Source organism: Micromonospora chokoriensis, assembly GCF_900091505.1.
GTDB lineage: Bacteria > Actinomycetota > Actinomycetes > Mycobacteriales > Micromonosporaceae > Micromonospora > Micromonospora chokoriensis.
On sequence record NZ_LT607409.1, the window covers coordinates 1,709,506 to 1,726,133 of the forward strand.

Here is a 16,628-nt window from a genome sequence, read left to right on the forward strand (position 1 = left end):
TAGCGTCATCAGTACAAGGATAGTTTGCTCATGACACGGTGCCGTCCCCGAGGAGCGCGACATGCACTCACGACCTGCTGCCGGCGCCGCGTTGGCGCTGCTCTCCGCGGTCACCTTCGCCACCTCCGGCACCTTCGCGCGATCCCTCATCGAGGCCGGCTGGTCGGCCGAGTCGGCGGTGATCGCCCGGGTCGGCGTGGCCGCCCTCGTGCTGGCGATCCCCGCCCTGTTGTCACTGCGGGGCAGGTGGTCAGTGCTGCGCGGCAACGCCACGTCGATCGGGATGTTCGGGCTCCTCGGGGTGGCCCTGGCCCAGGTCTGTTTCTTCAACGCCGTGCGCTACCTGCCCGTCGGTGTCGCGCTGCTGCTCGAATACCTGGGCATCATCCTCGTCGTGGGCTGGATGTGGCTGCGACACGGGCAGCGACCCCGCCGGCTCACCGTAGCCGGGTCGGTGGCCGCCCTGGTCGGGCTGGCGTTCGTCCTCGACCTCGCCGGCACCGCCGACTTCCACCCGGTGGGTGTGCTCTGGGGGCTGGGCGCGGCGTTCGGCCTGGCCGGCTACTTCGTGCTCGCCGGTCGGGTCGACCCCCGGCTGCCCTCGGTCGCCATGGCCAGCGGCGGAATGGCGGTCGGTGCCGGCGTGCTGCTCCTCGTCGGGCTGACCGGTCTGCTGCCCCTGCACGCCACCTTCGGCGACGTCACCTTCGCCGGACAGACCACCAGTTGGCTGCTGCCCATCGCCGGGCTGTCGCTGGTGGCCGCCGTCATCGCGTACCTGGCCGGGATCGCCGGCACCCGCATCCTCGGCCCCCGGCTGTCGTCGTTCGTCGGGCTGACCGAGGTGCTGTTCGCGGTGTTGATCGCCTGGCTCTTCCTGAACGAGCTGCCCACCGGCTGGCAACTCTTCGGCGGCGCGTTGATCGTCGCCGGCGTCGCGCTGGTACGCCTCGACGAGCTGCGCGGGTCGCCTTCGGAGCCGATGCCGGTCTCGCCCGAGCCGGCCCTGGCACTCGATGGCCGGTAGGCGTGCCGGGTCCCGGGCAACTCGGTGCCTGCCGCCGGCGCGCTGGTGCGCGTGCCGGCGCTCTCGGTCGGTGAGACAGTGGGCGTCGTGCTGACCGCCGTGGTGTTCGACGCCGATGAAACCCTGCTCGACCTGCGGCCGGCGGTGACCGGCGGGTTGGTCGCCGTCCTCGACGAGATGCGACGGCGCACCCCGGCGGCGACCGAGGTGACGCTCGACGAGCTGGAGTCGGACTGGGGCGCGGTCTTCGGCGAGCTGGCAGCCGCCCCGGTGATGGAGATCCGCCGCGCCGCGCTGGCCCGGTCGCTGGCCCGCGCCGAGCTGGGCGACCACCTGGACGAGTTCGCGGCCCTCTTCTTCGCCCGCCGGTTCGCCCTCACCCGACCGTTCCCAGACGTGCCGGCGGCGCTGGCCACGCTCCGCCGCAGCTACACGCTGGGTTTCGCCACCAACGGCAACAGCCGCGCCGAACGGTGCGGGCTCGCCGGGGAGTTCGCCTTCGAGGTGTACGCGCACGAGAACGGCCTGCCCAAGAAGCCCGCCCCCGAGTTCTACGACGCGGTCGTCAGCGCGGCGGGGGTGCCGGCCGAACAGATCGTGTACGTCGGTGACTCGTGGGAGCACGACGTGGTGGCGCCCCGGCACGCCGGCCTCCGCTCGGTGTGGCTGAACCGCGCCGGCCTGCCCCGCCCGCCCGGTCACACGCCCGATGCCGAGGTGTCCACCGTGGCGGACCTGTCGAAGGCGCTGGCATCGCTCGCGCCCGGAGCCGAGCCGGTCAGGTGAAGCAGAGATTCGCCGCCATAACGGACGTTCAGCTGGCGTAAATCTGCCGGGTGTTGTGTGATGGCTGCCACGTCCCTCAACGAGAGGATCCGATGTGGTGAGCAAGCGCTTCACCGCCGGTGCTGTCGCGACAGCGGCAGTGTTGGCACTGACGGCTGCGGGGCTGGGTGTACCGGCCAGCGCCGCGCCGAGCACCTCCCGCACCTTCACCGTCGTCGCCGAGGACGGCGTCGCGGCCGAGACGGCGGTAGCCGCGATCCGGGCGGCCGGTGGCACCGTGGTGTCCCGGTCCGACGAGGTCGGCATGTACCAGGTCACCAGCGACCGGGCCGACTTCGCGGCCAGGGCGACCGCCGCTGCGACGCTGATCGGCGCCGCCGAGCAGAAGGCCATCGGCCGCAAGCCCAAGCTGGACCGGGTCGAGCAGGAGCACCTGACCGCAGCCACCCGTGCTGCTGCCGCTGGTGCCGCCGCCCGCAAGGGCGCCAAACTCGACCCGCTCGACGACAAGCTCTGGGGCCTGACGATGCTCCGGGCCGACAAGGCCCGCAAGATCGAGCCGGGTGACCGTCGGGTGACCGTCGGCGTGCTCGACACCGGCGTCGACGCCAGCAACCCGGACATCGCGCCCAACTTCAACTGGGCGCTGTCGCGCAACTTCGCCCCCGACCTGACCGATGTGGACGGCCCCTGCGAGGTGCCGAGCTGCCTCGACCCGGTGGGCACCGACGACGGTGGGCACGGCACCCACGTGGCCGGCACCATCGGTGCCGCCGCCAACGGCTTCGGCCTCTCCGGTGTCGCCCCGAACGTCTCGCTCGTCGAACTCAAGGGTGGCCAGGACTCCGGCTACTTCTTCCTCGAGCCGGTGGTCAACGCCCTCCTACACGCCGGCCGGTCCGGCATCGACGTGGTCAACATGTCGTTCTACGTCGACCCGTGGCTCTACAACTGCACCGCCAACCCGGCCGACACGCCCGAGGACCAGGCCGAACAGCGCGCCATCATCAAGGCGATGAAGCGGGCGTTGGTCTTCGCCCACAACAAGGGCGTCACCCTGGTCGGTGCGCTCGGCAACAACAACGAAGACCTGGGCGCGCCGCGCACCGACACCACCAGCCCGGACTACGGCGCCGACCCGTACCCGCGACCGATCGACAACGAGAGCTGCTGGGACCTGCCCACCGAAGGCCCGCACGTCATCGGTGTGTCGTCGGTCGGCCCGTCCGGCAAGAAGTCGGACTTCTCCAACTACGGCACCGAGCAGATCTCGGTGGCGGCCCCGGGTGGTTGGTTCCGGGACGGCTTCGGCACCGACACGTTCCGGACCGACGCCAACATGATCCTGTCCGCGTACCCGAAGCACGTGCTCCAGGAGGAGGGCTCGGTCGACGCCGACGGCAACATTGTCGCCGGTTTCGAGGAGTCGGTCTTCAAGCAGTGCAAGGCCAACGGTGAGTGCGGCTACTACACCTACCTCCAGGGCACCTCGATGGCGTCCCCGCACGCCGCCGGTGTCGCCGCGCTGATCGTCAGCCGGTACGGCAAGGCGCAGGGCCGGTCCGGCTTCGGCATGTCGCCGGACCTGGTCGAGCAGCACCTTTACCGCACGGCCGCCGAGCACGCCTGCCCGGAGCCGCGGTTGCAGCAGTACCGCAACGAGGGCCGGGACGAGACCTACGACGCGTACTGCGCCGGTGGGGTCAACTTCAACGGCTTCTACGGCTACGGGATCGTCGACGCCTACGCGGCGGTGAAGACCCCGCTCAAGCCGAACGCCCGCCCGTAAGGCACCACCCGGCGGGCCCGGTCGACAGGGGTCGACCGGGCCCGCCGGCGTATCGGGTCGCTCGCCGGCCCTTCCGTGCGGGCCGCTCGCCGGCCTGGGTTTGATCCACTCGCGTTCTTGGAAATCGCGCTATCGAAGGCCGGTTGACACCGCGCTTGCAGGGAATTCGAGTCGATCAAGGCGGCCGGAGTGATCACCGTCGCCAACCTCGGCTGGCCAGCGCGGCACGTACCTCACGGAGCACCGCTGGGAACTCGCCGTGCAGTCGTCGACTCGTCACGTGCAACACCAGCCAACCCGCGCCGACCAGGAGGTTCAGTCGGCGGCGATCGCGGTGCAGCTGGTCTGCGTCGGAGTGCCACTGCCCGTCGTACTCGACCGCCACCCGATATTCCGGCCACGCCAGATCGGGATGCAGGACCACCCCGGTGGGCAGGCGTATCGGATGCTGGACGACCGGGCGCGGCAGCCCGCCGAGTATGAGACGCACGCGCAGGTGCGACTCCGGCGGAGACTGGGCTCCGCCGTCGGCCAGGTCGAAGAGCCACCGCGCCCGCCGCCCACCCGGCCGGTCGGCGTTGTGGTCGGCCATGGCGGCCAGCGCGCCGCGATCGGTCAACCCCTGACCGAGCAGCGAGTCGATGATGGCGACAGCGCGGAGCGGGTCAAGCCAGACGGCCGTTTCCCAGGCTGCCCGCTCGGGGTCGGAACGGGGGATCAGGCCACCCGGGTGACAACTGAAACCGGGCATCAAGGCAGTCGTCCGACTGTCGCCCGGTCGGAATGTCCTGGCCTCTGGTCCGACCGTCAACGCATTGGGACTGGTCGCCGTGTCTCCTGGCCTGGCGGTCGTGCCGTCAGGTCTGGTGGCGGTCGTGCTGCCAGGTCTGGTCGTCATGCCGCCCGGTGGCCGGCCTGCGCCGGGTGGTCGGCCTGCGCCGGGTGGTCGGCCTGCGCCCGGTGGACGCCCAGGGCCTGTCGGACGCCCAGGGCCGGGTGGACGGCGGAGGGACGGTGACTGCCCGGCTCGCTCCGGTGCCCCGCTGTCGGGCAGTGGGGTGATGGCGTTGACGTGCACGCGGAGGCCGCGCTGTGGCCCGATCCGAGGCGATCGCGGCACGAGGACGTGTACGTCGTCGGTGAAGGCCGCGGCGTGTTCGACACCGAGCAGGTACGCGGCCGATGGGCCACCGACGGTCACCCCGGGCGGAAGTCGGAGGAGCGCGGCGCGACAGGCCAGGGTGTGGTCCCGGTCGAGCCGTGCGTCGGCGTAGATGTCGTGGCGCAGCCGCACCCAGGCGGCGCTGCGTAGCTGGTGCTCGGTGAGCAGGCCCTCCCGAACGGCGTTGGAGCCACGGAAAACCTGCCAGGTCAGAGCATCGGGGCGGTGCGGACGAGGTGGCATGCGGAGCAGCCTGCCGACCGCCGACCGACCACCGGAACCCCTGTGGACAACCCGACCCGGGACGACCGGCCGAGCCTGTGGACGACCGGGACTCCGCACACTGATCGTGGTATGACCCGCCCGGCGTTGTGGGCGGAAGAGGCCGGTCATCGGGGGGCGATCCACTCGCGTTACTGAAAGTCGGGCCATCACTGGCAGTGCGATACCCCGTCATTCAAGAACACGAGTCGATCAAGCGCGTGTTGGGGCGGCGGGCGGTTGAGTGGAGAGCGGGCGGACAGCGAATGGGTCAGCTCAGGGCGTTGGCGATGGCTTCCGCGGCGGCCCGCACCTGGGGGCCGATCGTGTCGACGTCCAGCGGGGCGAGCGCGACCACCCCGACGCTGGCCTCCAGCCCGGGCACACCCAGCACCGGTGCGGCCACCCCGTACGCCCCGGCCTGCAACTCTCCGCTGCTGCTCACCGGCTCCGCCAGCCCGGTTCGACCGGCCAGGATGGCCCTTCCCGCCGCCCCCCGGTCCAGCGGATGCCGTGCCCCGGCCCGGTACGCGACGTGGAACGACGTCCAGCTCGGCTCGACCACGGCCAGCGCAACGCCGTCGCCGGCCTCGACCACTGTCAGGTGCGCGGTCGCGCCGGCCTGCTCGGCGAGACGTCGTAGTGCGGGCAGCGCGCCCTCGGCGAGCAGCGGCTGAGCGCGTCGGGCCAGGTGCAGCAGCCCGGCGCCGAGGCGCAGTCGGCCGTCGCTGTCCCGCCGCAGCATGCCGTGCCCGATCAGCGGACTGACCAGTCGATAGACGGCCGCGCGGCCGATGCCGAGTTGGTGCGCGGCCTCGGTGACGGTCAGACCGCCCGGGACGTCCGCGACCAGGTGCAGCAACCGCAACCCCCGGTCGAGGGTCTGCGACGCCTCCCCGACCCGCCCCGTGACGCCGCCGGCCTGTCCCGCACCGGTGTCGGCCTGTCCCGCGCCGGTGTCGGCCCGCCCCGCGCCGGTGTCGGCCCGCCCCGCCGGGCCACCTGCCCGCTCAGCAGAACCGTCGGCCCGCCCCGCCGGGCCACGTGCCCGCTCAGCAGAACCGTCGGCCCGCCCGGCAAGGCCGTCGGCCTGCACCGCTACGCCGTCGGCCTGGCTCGGGAGCCCGGCGGCGGGGGCGCTGGGGTCGGCCGGAGTCGCACCGGAGCGTGCGGTCGCATCCACGCCTGGCAGCGTACGACCCGGCACCGGCGGACCCGGACAGGCACGGACAGCTACCCTTGTGAGGTGACGCTACGCCTGTATGACACCGCCACCCGATCGGTGCGGGACTTCGTCCCGCGGGAAGCCGGCAAGGTGGGGGTCTACCTGTGTGGTCTCACTCTGCAGGCTCCGCCGCACATCGGTCACCTTCGCTCCGGCGTCAACTATGACGTGTTGCGTCGCTGGCTGCTGGCCGCCGGCTACGAGGTCACCTTCATCCGCAACCTGACCGACATCGACGACAAGATTCTCGTCAAGGCGGGTGACCAGGGGCGACCGTTCTGGTCGATCGCGTACGCGAACGAGCTGCTCCTCGCCGAGTCGTACCGGTCGTTGAACGTGTTGCCGCCCACCTACGAGCCGCGCGCCACCGGGCACATCCCGGAGATGCACGAGCTGATCACGAAGTTGATCGCGGACGGGCACGCGTACCCGGCCACCGACGGGTCCGGCGACGTCTACTTCGACGTGGCGTCCTGGCCGGCGTACGGGTCGCTGTCGGGTCAGTCGCCGGACGCGATGCAGTCGGCCGGGGACGCACCGGACCGGGGCAAGCGGGATCCGCGGGACTTCGCGCTCTGGAAGGGTGCCAAACCGGACGAGCCGGCCGACGCGTACTGGCCGTCGCCCTGGGGGTTGGGCCGCCCGGGCTGGCACATCGAGTGCTCGGCGATGTGCTGGCGCTATCTGGGCCCGGAGTTCGACATCCACGGCGGCGGGCTGGACCTGACGTTCCCGCACCACGAGAACGAGATCGCCCAGTCCCAGGCCGCCGGGCTGCCGTTCGCCCGCTACTGGGTGCACCACGGGCTGCTCAGCATCGGTGGGGCCAAGATGGGCAAGTCCGCGGGCAACGCGCTGGGCCTGGCGTACGTGGATTCGCTCGGGGTCCGGCCGGTGGAGCTGCGTTACTACTACGCCGCCGCGCACTACCGCTCGGTGATCGACTACTCGGAGGATTCGCTGCGCGACGCGGCCACCGCGTACCGCCGGATCGAGGGTTTCGTGCAGCGGGCGGCCGAGCGGGTCGGCGCCGGGCAGTTGGGCGAGCTGCCGGCCGGGTTCGTGGCGGCGATGGACGACGACCTCAACACGTCCGCCGCGCTGGCCGTGCTGCAACAGCACCTGCGGGACGGCAACACCGCGCTGAGCGCCGGCGACGATGTGACCGTCCGCACCACCCTGGCCGTGGTACGGGCAATGCTGGATATCCTCGGGATCGACCCCCTCGACCCGGCCTGGACCGGTGGCGGCCAACCAGATGATCTGCGTGCCGTGGTGGACTCCCTGATCGCGCTGGCCCTGGAGCAGCGCGCGCAGGCCCGGGGCCGCAAGGACTGGGCCGCCGCAGACGCGGTACGTGACCAGCTCAAGGTGGCCGGCGTGGTGGTCGAGGACACCCCCCAGGGCCCCCGTTGGACTATTGGAGAGCAGGACTGATGGCCGGCAACTCGCAGCGCCGTGGCCGGCGACTGACGTCGAAGGCGGGCGCCCCCAAGGGCTCCGGCGGCAAGAACAAGGACTCGTTGGCCGGACGGGGTCGCACCCTGCCCGCTGACGAGCGGCCGTGGCACAAGGGCTACTCGGGCACCGAGAAGCTGCCGCAGCGCACCGCCTGGAAGCAGGACAAGGAGCGCCGGGTGGCGGCCGAGGAGGGGCGCGCCCCGAAGATCGGTCAGCCGGGCACCAAGGACACCACCTGGGGCAAGGGTGGCGGTCGGGGCGTACCGATGGGTCGTGGCGCGACCGGCGGTCGGGGTGGCAAGCCCACCGCGCGGTCCGGTCCCCGGGTCTCCCCGGGGCGCAAGTCCAACCCGTCCAAGGACGCCCCGGAGCTGTTGGTCGGGCGTAACCCGGTGCTGGAGGCGCTGCGCGCCCAGGTGCCGGCGACGGCGCTCTACACGGCCCAGGGCATCGACGTGGACGAGCGGACCAAGGAGATCATCCGGACCGCCGCCGACCGGGGCATCGCTAACCTGGAGATCAGCCGGGCCGAGTTGGACCGGATGACCGGTGGGGTGCTGCACCAGGGCGTCGGGTTGCAGGTGCCGCCGTTCGCGTACCAGCCCTTCGAGGACATGGTCGCCGCTTCCCTGGAGCAGCAGGCCCCACTGCTGGTCGCGCTGGACGGTGTCACCGATCCCCGCAACCTGGGTGCGGTGATCCGGTCGGCTGCGGCGTTCGGCGCGCAGGGTGTCTTCGTACCCGAGCGTCGTGCTGCCGGAATCACCGCGACCGCCTGGCGGACCAGCGCCGGCGCGGCCGCGCGGGTGCCCGTGGCGCAGGTGACCAACCTGACCCGGTCGTTGAAGGCGTGCCGGGACGCCGGCTTCATGGTGGTCGGCCTGGACGCCGACGGCGACACCGACCTGTACGACCTGGAGGCCGCCGTCGGCCCGCTGGTGGTGGTGGTCGGTTCCGAGGGCCGGGGTCTGTCCCGCCTGGTCGGGGAGACCTGCGACCTGACCGTCAGCATTCCGATGATCTCCGAGGTCGAGTCGCTCAACGCCAGCGTGGCGGCGGCGGTCGCCCTGGCCGAGGTCGCCCGGCGGCGGTCCGTCGAGCTGTAGACCCGATCCAGCCCCTCCCGCACGCGGGAGGGGCTAGATCTGGTGGGTCCACGCGATGAAGAGCAGCGCCCCGGCGACCGCCATCAGCAGCACGGTCGGCAGCAACCAGAACGGGCTCCGCTCCCCGTGCAGGCGACCGGTGAGCCGCTGGTGCACGGCGGCGATGCCGATCAGCGCGACCAGCCCGGCGGCGGCCAGCGGTAGGCCGATGAGGAAGTGCGCCAGCCAGGCGCCGCCCCGGGTCGGGCCACCCCAGGAACTGTCGTACGGGCCGGGCTCCACCACGCCGTACAGCACCCCGCGCAGCACCATGAGCACCTCGACGCCGATCGGGAGCAGGGCCACCGCACCGACGAGCAGGCTGAGCGCCGCGTGGCCGAGCACCGCGATCGTCCCGGGCCGTCGGCCGGGCTCGGCCGTCGACGGCAGTCGAAGCAGCCAGGTACGCAGAGCGCGCCACCGTGCGACAGCGGCGGCGGAGCGCCCCAGTGGGGCGGCCACCAGTGCGAACACGGCGACCGGGACCAGCGCCGCGGAGTAGGCGAGGCTGCGGCCGGCCAGGCGGGCGGCCCGGTACGGCCGACCGGGGATGGTCGGGTGGGCGGTGGCGGTCGTGCGCATGGTGTCTCCTCGGCGTCGGGATGCCGTGAAGATACGACCATGTCCGCGCGCGCCGGGTCACCCCACGGAGCCATTTCCGCGCTGGCTCCAGGGTCTGACAACCCCTCGCCGGTACGACGAAGGGGGCGGCCCGCCGAAGCGGACCGCCCCCTGTCGGTAGGGCGTTACGTCAGATCCGGCTGCCGGTGGAGGCGTGGAAGACGTGGCTACGACCGGCGGTCGGCTTGACGAACACGGTGTCGCCCATGTTCGGCATGTTGCGCCGGTCGGTGCGGACGACGAAGCGCTCCGAGTTGCCACCGAGCGCGGCGTGACCGTAGACGTTGGCGTCCGAGCCGAGGTCCTCGACCAGCTCGACGACGACCGGCATGCCGCCCTCGGTCGGGCTGACCAGCTCGCAGTCCTCCGGGCGGAAGCCCACGGTGACCTTGCCGTCGCCACCCTCGGCGCGGGCCGCCTCGACCTGCTCCCGGGTCAGCGGGATGTACATCTCGGCGAACTCGGCGCCCTTCTCGTTCAGGGGCACGGTCTTGATGTTCATGGCGGGCGAGCCCATGAAGCCGGCGACGAACACGTTGGCCGGGGTGTCGTAGAGCGCCCGCGGGGTGTCCACCTGCTGGAGGACACCGTCGAGCAGCACCGCGACCCGGTGACCCATGGTCATGGCCTCGACCTGGTCGTGCGTGACGTAGACCGTGGTGACGCCCAGCTTGGCCTGCAGCGACGCGATCTGGGTACGGGTCTGCACGCGCAGCTTGGCGTCGAGGTTCGACAGCGGCTCGTCCATGAGGAAGACCTGCGGCTCGCGGACGATCGCCCGGCCCATCGCGACACGCTGACGCTGACCACCGGAGAGCGCCTTCGGCTTACGGCTGAGGTATTCCTCCAGCTGGAGCAGCCCGGCCGCCTCCTTGACCCGCCGGTCGATCTCCGACTTGGAGGTCTTGCGCAGCTTGAGGGCGAACGCCATGTTCTCGTACACCGTCATGTGCGGGTAGAGCGCGTAGTTCTGGAAGACCATCGCGATGTCGCGGGCCTTCGGGGGGAGGTGGGTGACGTCACGCTGGTCGATGTAGATCGAGCCGGCGTCCACGTCCTCCAGGCCGGCGAGCATCCGCAGGCTGGTGGACTTACCGCAACCGGAGGGGCCGACCAGGACGAGGAACTCACCGTCGCCGATCTCGAGGTCCAGCTCGTTGACGGCGGGACGCTCTTGGCCCGGGTAGACCCGGGACGCCTTGGAATAGGTGACCGTAGCCATGGTGAAGCGCTTCCTTTCACCGGCAGGAACGTGCCGGACGATCCGAGTGAAGGAGCGACCGGCACGTGTCCGTGCCGGCCAACGGACGGCGGCTCGGTCGCGAGGGCGCCGGGTCGTCGTCCGTGTCATGAACCGTAAACGTGTTTCCCCGTGCTGCCAAGGTGAGGGAGCAGGGAACGACGGTGGACCGGCTACGCATTCCGGTCACTCCGGCACGCTCGGACATCAATCGGCACACCGCCGAGCGCCGTGAAGGCGTATCGGCGTCGGGTTGTTGACGTTTCCCGTGCTCGGGAGGCCTCGCGAGCGGGATATCCGGAAGTCACTCGCTATGCTGACCTCGACACACGCGCCCCTGTAGCTCAGCTGGCCAGAGCACTCGCCTTGTAAGCGAGATGTCGCCGGTTCGATCCCGGCCGGGGGCTCCATCTATACCCTCCGATCCCGCATCGGGGGGCGCAACGGTCGACCGGGTGAGACAGAGGCCGATGAGTCGGGCGGTGGAGGAGTCGAACCGGGCGATGCTGCGCGCCCGGGATGCCATGGACCGGGCGTACGCCGAGCCCCTGGACATCCCCGCCCTGGCCCGGATCGCGCACGTCTCCGAAGCCCACTTCATCCGTACGTTCCGGGCCACGTTCGGTGAGACCCCGCACCGTTACCTGCAACGTCGTCGGGTCGAGCGGGCCATGACAATGCTGGTGGAGACCGACCGGGACGTGACAGACGTCTGCTACGCCGTCGGCTTCGGCAGCCTGGGGACGTTCAGCCGGACGTTCCGGCAGATCGTCGGCGAGTCACCCTCGGATTTCCGGCGTCATCGCGTCGCGTCGGCCAACGTCCCGTCGTGCTTCACCAAAGCCTGGACGCGACCCAGCAGTTTTGGATAAGCAGCAGGTCACGGTCGACCTCTAACGTCATGGGCATGACGATGAACGCGATCAGCCGCTCCCAGATCTACGTCCTCGACCAGGACGAGGCGCTCGATTTCTACGTGAACAAGCTCGGCATGGAGGTCAACACCGATCAGGATCTCGGCTTCATGCGGTGGCTGACTGTCAACCTGCCCGGCGACCCGGAGCGGGAGATCCTGCTGGAGAAGCCCGGCCCACCGGCGATGGACCCGGCCACCGCCGAGCAGGTCCGCGAGTTGCTCACGAAGGGCGCCCTGGGCGGGTACCTCTTCATGACCACCGACGACGCCCACAAGACGCACGAGGACCTCGTGGCGAAGGGCGTCGAGATCACCGACGAGCCTACCGAACGCCCGTACGGGATCGACTTCGGCATCCGGGACCCGTTCGGCAACAAGATCCGCATCGGCCAGATGTTCCCGCGCGCCTGACGGCGCGCAGCCGGAAGGCGCGGGGTCGCAACCGCGCCTCCCGGTGTGTTGGGGTGTTCGACATGGTGACCCGACTGCTGTACCTCGCCCGGCACGCCGAACAGGACCTGACCGGTCTGAGCGGCGCCGCGACCGAGGAGCCCGACTCCGGCCTGTCGGAGCGGGGCCGGCAGCAGGCAACCCTGCTCGGCGAACGGTTACGGGGCCGGCGGTTCGCCGCTGTCCACCACGGGCCGCTGCGCCGGGCCGCGCAGACCGCCGAGCTGATCGCCAGGTCGCTGCCCGAGGTTCCGGTGTACGAGACGGAGCTGGCCGGTGACCACCTTCCACACGACACGGATCCGACCGGCCTGCCGCCCGCGTACGCGACGTTTCTGGCCCAGTTCACGGCGGCCCAGCGGGTCGACGGGCCGCGGGTGACGGCGGCGGCCGTGCGGCGGTTCGCCGGGCCGGCCGTCGAGGCGACAGCCGGTGACGAGCCGGTCCGGGAGCTGGTCGTGACGCACACCTTCCTGATCGGCTGGCTGGTGCGGCACGCCCTCGACGCCCCGGAGCGGCGCTGGCTGGGCTTGAACTCGCACAACGCGGGGTTGACCGTGATCCGGTACAGCCCCTCCGGCCCGCCGAACCTGCTCGCCGTCAACGACGTGGCTCATCTGCCGCCGGAGTTGCGGGCCACCGGCCTGCCCCCGGACTACCTGGTGTAGGTGCCGGTGGCCCGTAGCAGCAGCTTGACCACCGCCTGGGTGGCCGGCGGCGGGCTCGCGTCGGCCGGGCAGTCGGCGTACCCGCTCTCGTTGCCGCCGACGGTCAGCCGGTAGTGGAACACGTCCGAGCAGCTGGTCGAGGTGGGTGGCGGCCCCGCCTCGGCGGCCAGCCGGGGGTCGGCGGCCAGGTTGGTCAGGGTGCCCAGGTCGGCGGGAGTGAGTGTGCCGCTGCGTCGACTGCCGGCCCGGTCGACCATGGTCCACCGGCCGTCCGGTTCGACGGTGATGGAGTCACCACGCCCGGCGAAGCCGCCGGACATCCGTAGCGTCACCTGGGCGGCGGCACCGACAGTCGGCGCGACCGTGGGGGTGACGCCGGGCGTCGGGGTGCCGGTGGCCGGGACGGTGGCCGTCGGGGCGGGGGTCTCCGGAGGAGGATCTCCGGCGGTGCCGTTCCGGTCGATGCTGGTGCATCCGGCCAGCAGGGCGACCAGTAGCGCGACGGTGACGCCGGTTGTCGACGTGGCTCTCATCCTCGTTCAGACGCGCTGTCCGCGGCGTCGGTTCCCCGTCGACGGCTTCCTCCGGACGGCGTCGTCGATCCCGTGCCGCGCTCGGTTATGGTCGCCGGGCCTGGGGTGCGGCGTCGCGGGGTCGGGCGCGTCGCCGGTTGGTCGGCGTCGTTGCGCACTGTGGTGCGGATGGGGAGGTGGGCGTGTCGGACGCGGAGTTGACAGTCGAGGTGACCGGACCGGTCGCGACGGTGGTGATCCACAACCCGGCTCGGCGTAACGCGATGACGGCAGCCATGTGGCGTCAGCTCCCCGAACTGCTCGACCGGCTGGAGCCCGACCCCGACGTACGGGCGTTGGTGCTCACCGGCTCCGGCGACGCCTTCTGCGCGGGTGCCGACCTCGGTGATCTGGCCGAGTTGCTCGACGCCGGTGACGCCAGCATCGCAGTGGACGCCGAGGAACGGCTGGCCCGCTTCGCCAAGCCGACAGTGGCGGCCATCCGGGGTGCCTGCGTCGGCGGTGGCGCCCAGCTCGCGGTCGCCTGTGACCTGCGGATCGCCGCCGAAGACGCCCGTTTCGGCGTACCGCCGGCCCGGCTCGGTCTGGTCTATCCGGCACCGACGACGCGCCGGCTTGCTCGGCTGGTGGGCCCGTCCGCCGCCAAGCACCTGCTGTTCACCGCCGAACTGATCGACGCCGAACGCGCCCTGCGGGTCGGCCTGGTCGACGAGGTGCTGCCGGCTGACCGGCTCGCCGGACGGGTGGACGAGCTGACGGCGACGATCGCTCAGCGGTCGCCGGTGAGCGTCGCCGCCGCGAAGGAGATCATCGACGATCGGGCCGGGTCGGCGCGGGTGGCGTGGTGGCACCGGAAGGTGCTGACCACGGGCGAGGCCAGGGAAGGTGTCGCGGCGATCGTCGAGCGTCGTACGCCGCGCTTCGCGTGGCAACCACCGGCCGGCGACTGACCACAGGGGTCTGTGCGGGGCTGACCTGCACCCATTGCGAGACCTCGATCCCGGGTGGCCCAACGTCGGGGCGGTACGGCAGGCTGTCGGTCGTGCAGCGTGATCAGTTGCTTGCGGGCCGCTACCGGCTCCTGGAGCGCCTCGGCAGTGGTGGCATGTCGGAGGTGTACCGGGCGTACGACGAAGTGCTCGAACGGGATGTCGCGGTGAAGGTGCTGGTCGCCTCGGACGCAGGCGCGCGGCAGCGGATCCAGGGCGAGGCCAGGGCGGCGGCCCGACTGTCGCACCCGCACGTCACAAGCGTCTACGACTACGGCGAGTCGTCGGTCGACGGCGTCCAGGTTCCGTTCGTGGTGATGGAGTTGCTCGGCGGCCACACCCTCGAACAACGGCTCGCGGTCGGGCCGTTGCCGCCGCGCGCCGGTCTGCGGGTGTGTGCCGAAGTGGCCTCCGCGCTCGCCGACGCGCATGCGCAGGGGTTGGTGCACCGCGACATCAAGCCGAGCAACGTGATGCTCACGCCCAAGGGCGCGAAGGTGCTCGACTTCGGCATCGCCGCGGCGGCCGGAGACTCGGAGATCGACTTTGAGGGGCGGCTGCTGGGTACGCCCGCCTACCTGGCCCCGGAACGGCTGGAGGCCGGCGAGGTCCTGCCGGCCTGCGACGTGTACGCCCTGGGCCTGCTGCTGCACCGGGTGCTCACCGGTCGGCTGCCCTGGCCTGCCGAGGCGCAGAGCGGGATGCTCCGTGCCCACACGCACGTCGAGCCGGCCCCGCTGCCCCCGATCGACGGTGTGCCGTCCGAGGTCCACCGTCTCTACCGCTGGTGCCTGGCCCGCGATCCCGCCGACCGGCCGCCGGCCGTCGAGGCGGCCCGCATCCTGCTCGCCGCCGCCGCCGCTGCCAGCCCGGCCGCCGGGGTCGGCGGGACCGCTGCCGGCCCGGCTGCCGAGGTGAGCGGAACAGCCAGCCCGGCCGCTGGGGTCGGCGGGACCGCTGCCGGCCCTGCCTCCGAGGCCGCCGAGCCGGCCGCTGGCACGGGTGGGACGGCCGCCGAGCCGGCCGCTGGCACGGGTGGGACGGCTGCTGGCAAGGCAGGGACGGCTGCTGGGCCGGGCGTGGACGCGGACGGGTCGGGCGCCGGCGCGCGGGCGGGCGGCACCGAAGACGACCCCGTGCCGCGCGCCGATCCGACCGCACGAGGGAGCGCCGAGCCGGCGCCCCGGCGGGGGACGTGGCGTCGGCGACGGGCCATGGTGGCGGTCAGCGGAGCGGTGCTGGTCGCGGTGGCGATGGCCGGGTCGCTCGGCGACTCGGACAACCGCCGGCACGGGCCGAAGGGGCCCACGACGGGCAGCGGGCCGGGCACCACCACCGTGGGGATGCCGAGCATCGAGGAGCCGCCCGTGGTGGGCGACACGGGACCGGCCGCCGTCCCGTCGTTCCGCACCGCCGCGCCGGCTACCCGGTCGGTCCCTCCGGCCGGACCGAGCCCGTCCGTCAGCAGTCCGGCGCCGAACCCGACCGGGAGCCCGACCGCGGTCGGGCCGACGCCCACCCCGGGCGAGGGTACGTCGGCGGACGCCCGCGGCGGGACCGTCACCTTCCGGTGCGTCGGGAAGTCGGTCGAGGTGCTCGCGGTGACGACCGCCCCCGGCTTCCGGGTCGAGGCGTATGACCCGGGCCCGGCGAAGCAGATCCAGGTCGACCTGACCTCTGTGGAGCATCGCAGTGAGATCCGCGTGAACTGCCCCAACGGTCGCCCGAACCCGAAGGTCAAGGAGCGCCCCGTCTGATCGGGGGCCGGCGGGTGCCGTGCCCGGGACGTACCCGGACACGGCCCCCCGTTCCCGCCGGCCGGTCCGTCACCGCCCGGCCAGCGCCCCCCAGCCCGGGTTCACCGGTTCCCGACGCAGGGGCATGCCTGCCTCCGCCGGCGTCCGGTCGCCCTTGCGCTGGTTGCAGGCGTAGCAGGCGGCGGTGGTGTTCCGCCAGGTGTTCCGGCCGCCGCGCGAGCGGGGCAGGATGTGGTCGATGGTGGAGGCCGCTCCGCCGCAGTACGCGCAGCACCTGTCGTCGCGGCGCAGCACCCCGGAGCGGGACCAGGCCGGTCCGGAGCTGAAACGCCACCTGGTGACCACGTAGCGGACCAGCCGTACCACCCGGGGCATCGGGAAGACCCCGATCACCTGGTCCGGCTCGGCCTCGTGGATCTCGGCCACCCGACGGCAGAGCATCCGGACGGCGTGTTGGACGGTGACCCGGTGCAGCGGGCCGAGGTCGGCGTTGACGACGAGGACGGCGTCCACCGGGACTCCTTTCCCAACGGTGACCGGACAGCGAAGAGCCGCCCGGTCCGGCTGTCGGACGGGCGGCTCGACGCGTACGGGGACG

The 16,628-nt window shown here is 72.0% G+C and carries 17 protein-coding genes and 1 tRNA gene; 12 read left to right on the plus strand and 6 right to left on the minus strand.

The features are described 5' to 3' along the window. The first annotated feature begins 61 nt into the window (after nt 1-61). The 3 genes from GA0070612_RS08045 (at nt 62) to GA0070612_RS08055 (ending at nt 3,602) form a co-directional block, all read left to right on the plus strand. The gene (locus tag GA0070612_RS08045) at nt 62-1,027 is read left to right on the plus strand and encodes an EamA family transporter (RefSeq protein WP_088987343.1); all 966 of its coding nucleotides are present in this window, start codon (nt 62-64) and stop codon (nt 1,025-1,027) included. 87 nt (nt 1,028-1,114) lie between these two features. Beyond that, on the plus strand, nt 1,115-1,813 hold the full coding sequence (locus tag GA0070612_RS08050; RefSeq protein ID WP_088991348.1) for an HAD family hydrolase: 699 nt from the start codon (nt 1,115-1,117) through the stop codon (nt 1,811-1,813). 97 nt (nt 1,814-1,910) lie between these two features. Further along, a complete protein-coding gene (locus GA0070612_RS08055) occupies nt 1,911-3,602 on the plus strand; it encodes a S8 family serine peptidase (protein WP_167393608.1) in 1,692 nt (563 codons plus the stop codon). Between the two features lie 193 nt (nt 3,603-3,795). Here the strand turns inward: GA0070612_RS08055 and GA0070612_RS32435 are convergent, their stop codons facing one another. Beyond that, nucleotides 3,796-4,353 (minus strand): endonuclease domain-containing protein, encoded by a 558-nt coding sequence (locus GA0070612_RS32435; RefSeq protein ID WP_231924503.1) that lies wholly within the window; start codon nt 4,351-4,353, stop codon nt 3,796-3,798. Between the two features lie 155 nt (nt 4,354-4,508). Between GA0070612_RS32435 and GA0070612_RS32440 the strand changes: the two genes are divergently transcribed. After that, nucleotides 4,509-4,664, plus strand: coding sequence for a hypothetical protein (locus tag GA0070612_RS32440; RefSeq protein ID WP_231924504.1), 156 nt, complete (start codon nt 4,509-4,511; stop codon nt 4,662-4,664). 632 nt (nt 4,665-5,296) lie between these two features. Here GA0070612_RS32440 and GA0070612_RS08065 read toward each other — a convergent pair. Continuing rightward, nucleotides 5,297-5,893, minus strand: a complete 597-nt coding sequence (locus GA0070612_RS08065; RefSeq protein WP_088987346.1) for a helix-turn-helix domain-containing protein — start codon at nt 5,891-5,893, stop codon at nt 5,297-5,299. Between the two features lie 378 nt (nt 5,894-6,271). Here GA0070612_RS08065 and cysS point away from each other — a divergent pair, with 378 nt between their 5' ends. Together cysS and rlmB are read left to right on the plus strand one after the other, a co-directional pair. Next, entirely contained in the window at nt 6,272-7,687 is a 1,416-nt protein-coding gene (gene cysS / locus GA0070612_RS08070; RefSeq protein WP_088991349.1) for a cysteine--tRNA ligase, read from the plus strand. Next, nucleotides 7,687-8,817, plus strand: coding sequence for a 23S rRNA (guanosine(2251)-2'-O)-methyltransferase RlmB (rlmB, locus tag GA0070612_RS08075; RefSeq protein WP_088987347.1), 1,131 nt, complete (start codon nt 7,687-7,689; stop codon nt 8,815-8,817). Before cysS ends, rlmB begins: the two co-directional genes overlap by 1 nt. A gap of 33 nt (nt 8,818-8,850) precedes the next feature. Here rlmB and GA0070612_RS08080 read toward each other — a convergent pair whose 3' ends face one another. Further along, nucleotides 8,851-9,438, minus strand: a complete 588-nt coding sequence (locus tag GA0070612_RS08080) for a hypothetical protein (protein WP_088987348.1) — start codon at nt 9,436-9,438, stop codon at nt 8,851-8,853. 169 nt (nt 9,439-9,607) lie between these two features. After that, nucleotides 9,608-10,699, minus strand: a complete 1,092-nt coding sequence (locus GA0070612_RS08085) for an ABC transporter ATP-binding protein (RefSeq protein ID WP_088987349.1) — start codon at nt 10,697-10,699, stop codon at nt 9,608-9,610. 351 nt (nt 10,700-11,050) lie between these two features. Here GA0070612_RS08085 and GA0070612_RS08090 point away from each other — a divergent pair. From GA0070612_RS08090 to GA0070612_RS08105, 4 genes are all read left to right on the plus strand, one after another. Beyond that, a tRNA-Thr gene (locus GA0070612_RS08090) sits at nt 11,051-11,127 on the plus strand. A gap of 60 nt (nt 11,128-11,187) precedes the next feature. Beyond that, nucleotides 11,188-11,589 carry a helix-turn-helix domain-containing protein gene (locus GA0070612_RS08095; protein WP_088987350.1) on the plus strand — a complete coding sequence of 134 codons (402 nt, stop codon included), beginning with the start codon at nt 11,188-11,190 and terminating at the stop codon, nt 11,587-11,589. A gap of 35 nt (nt 11,590-11,624) precedes the next feature. Beyond that, nucleotides 11,625-12,044: a VOC family protein gene (locus tag GA0070612_RS08100; RefSeq protein ID WP_088991350.1), complete on the plus strand. Its 420-nt coding sequence runs from the start codon at nt 11,625-11,627 to the stop codon at nt 12,042-12,044. A gap of 62 nt (nt 12,045-12,106) precedes the next feature. Then, entirely contained in the window at nt 12,107-12,751 is a 645-nt protein-coding gene (locus tag GA0070612_RS08105) for a histidine phosphatase family protein (protein WP_088991351.1), read from the plus strand. On the opposite strand, the gene GA0070612_RS08110 is transcribed toward GA0070612_RS08105, so the two are convergent. Beyond that, nucleotides 12,739-13,284 carry a hypothetical protein gene (locus GA0070612_RS08110; protein WP_088987351.1) on the minus strand — a complete coding sequence of 182 codons (546 nt, stop codon included), beginning with the start codon at nt 13,282-13,284 and terminating at the stop codon, nt 12,739-12,741. The genes GA0070612_RS08105 and GA0070612_RS08110 overlap by 13 nt on opposite strands. 176 nt (nt 13,285-13,460) lie before the next feature. On the opposite strand from GA0070612_RS08110, the gene GA0070612_RS08115 reads away from it, so the two are divergent. Further along, nucleotides 13,461-14,234: an enoyl-CoA hydratase/isomerase family protein gene (locus GA0070612_RS08115; RefSeq protein WP_088987352.1), complete on the plus strand. Its 774-nt coding sequence runs from the start codon at nt 13,461-13,463 to the stop codon at nt 14,232-14,234. Nucleotides 14,235-14,326: 92 nt separating this feature from the next. Further along, nucleotides 14,327-16,030, plus strand: a complete 1,704-nt coding sequence (locus GA0070612_RS08120) for a serine/threonine-protein kinase (RefSeq protein WP_231924505.1) — start codon at nt 14,327-14,329, stop codon at nt 16,028-16,030. A gap of 69 nt (nt 16,031-16,099) precedes the next feature. On the opposite strand, the gene GA0070612_RS08125 is transcribed toward GA0070612_RS08120, so the two are convergent. Then, nucleotides 16,100-16,543 (minus strand): HNH endonuclease, encoded by a 444-nt coding sequence (locus GA0070612_RS08125; RefSeq protein ID WP_088987353.1) that lies wholly within the window; start codon nt 16,541-16,543, stop codon nt 16,100-16,102. Between the last annotated feature and the right edge of the window lie 85 nt (nt 16,544-16,628).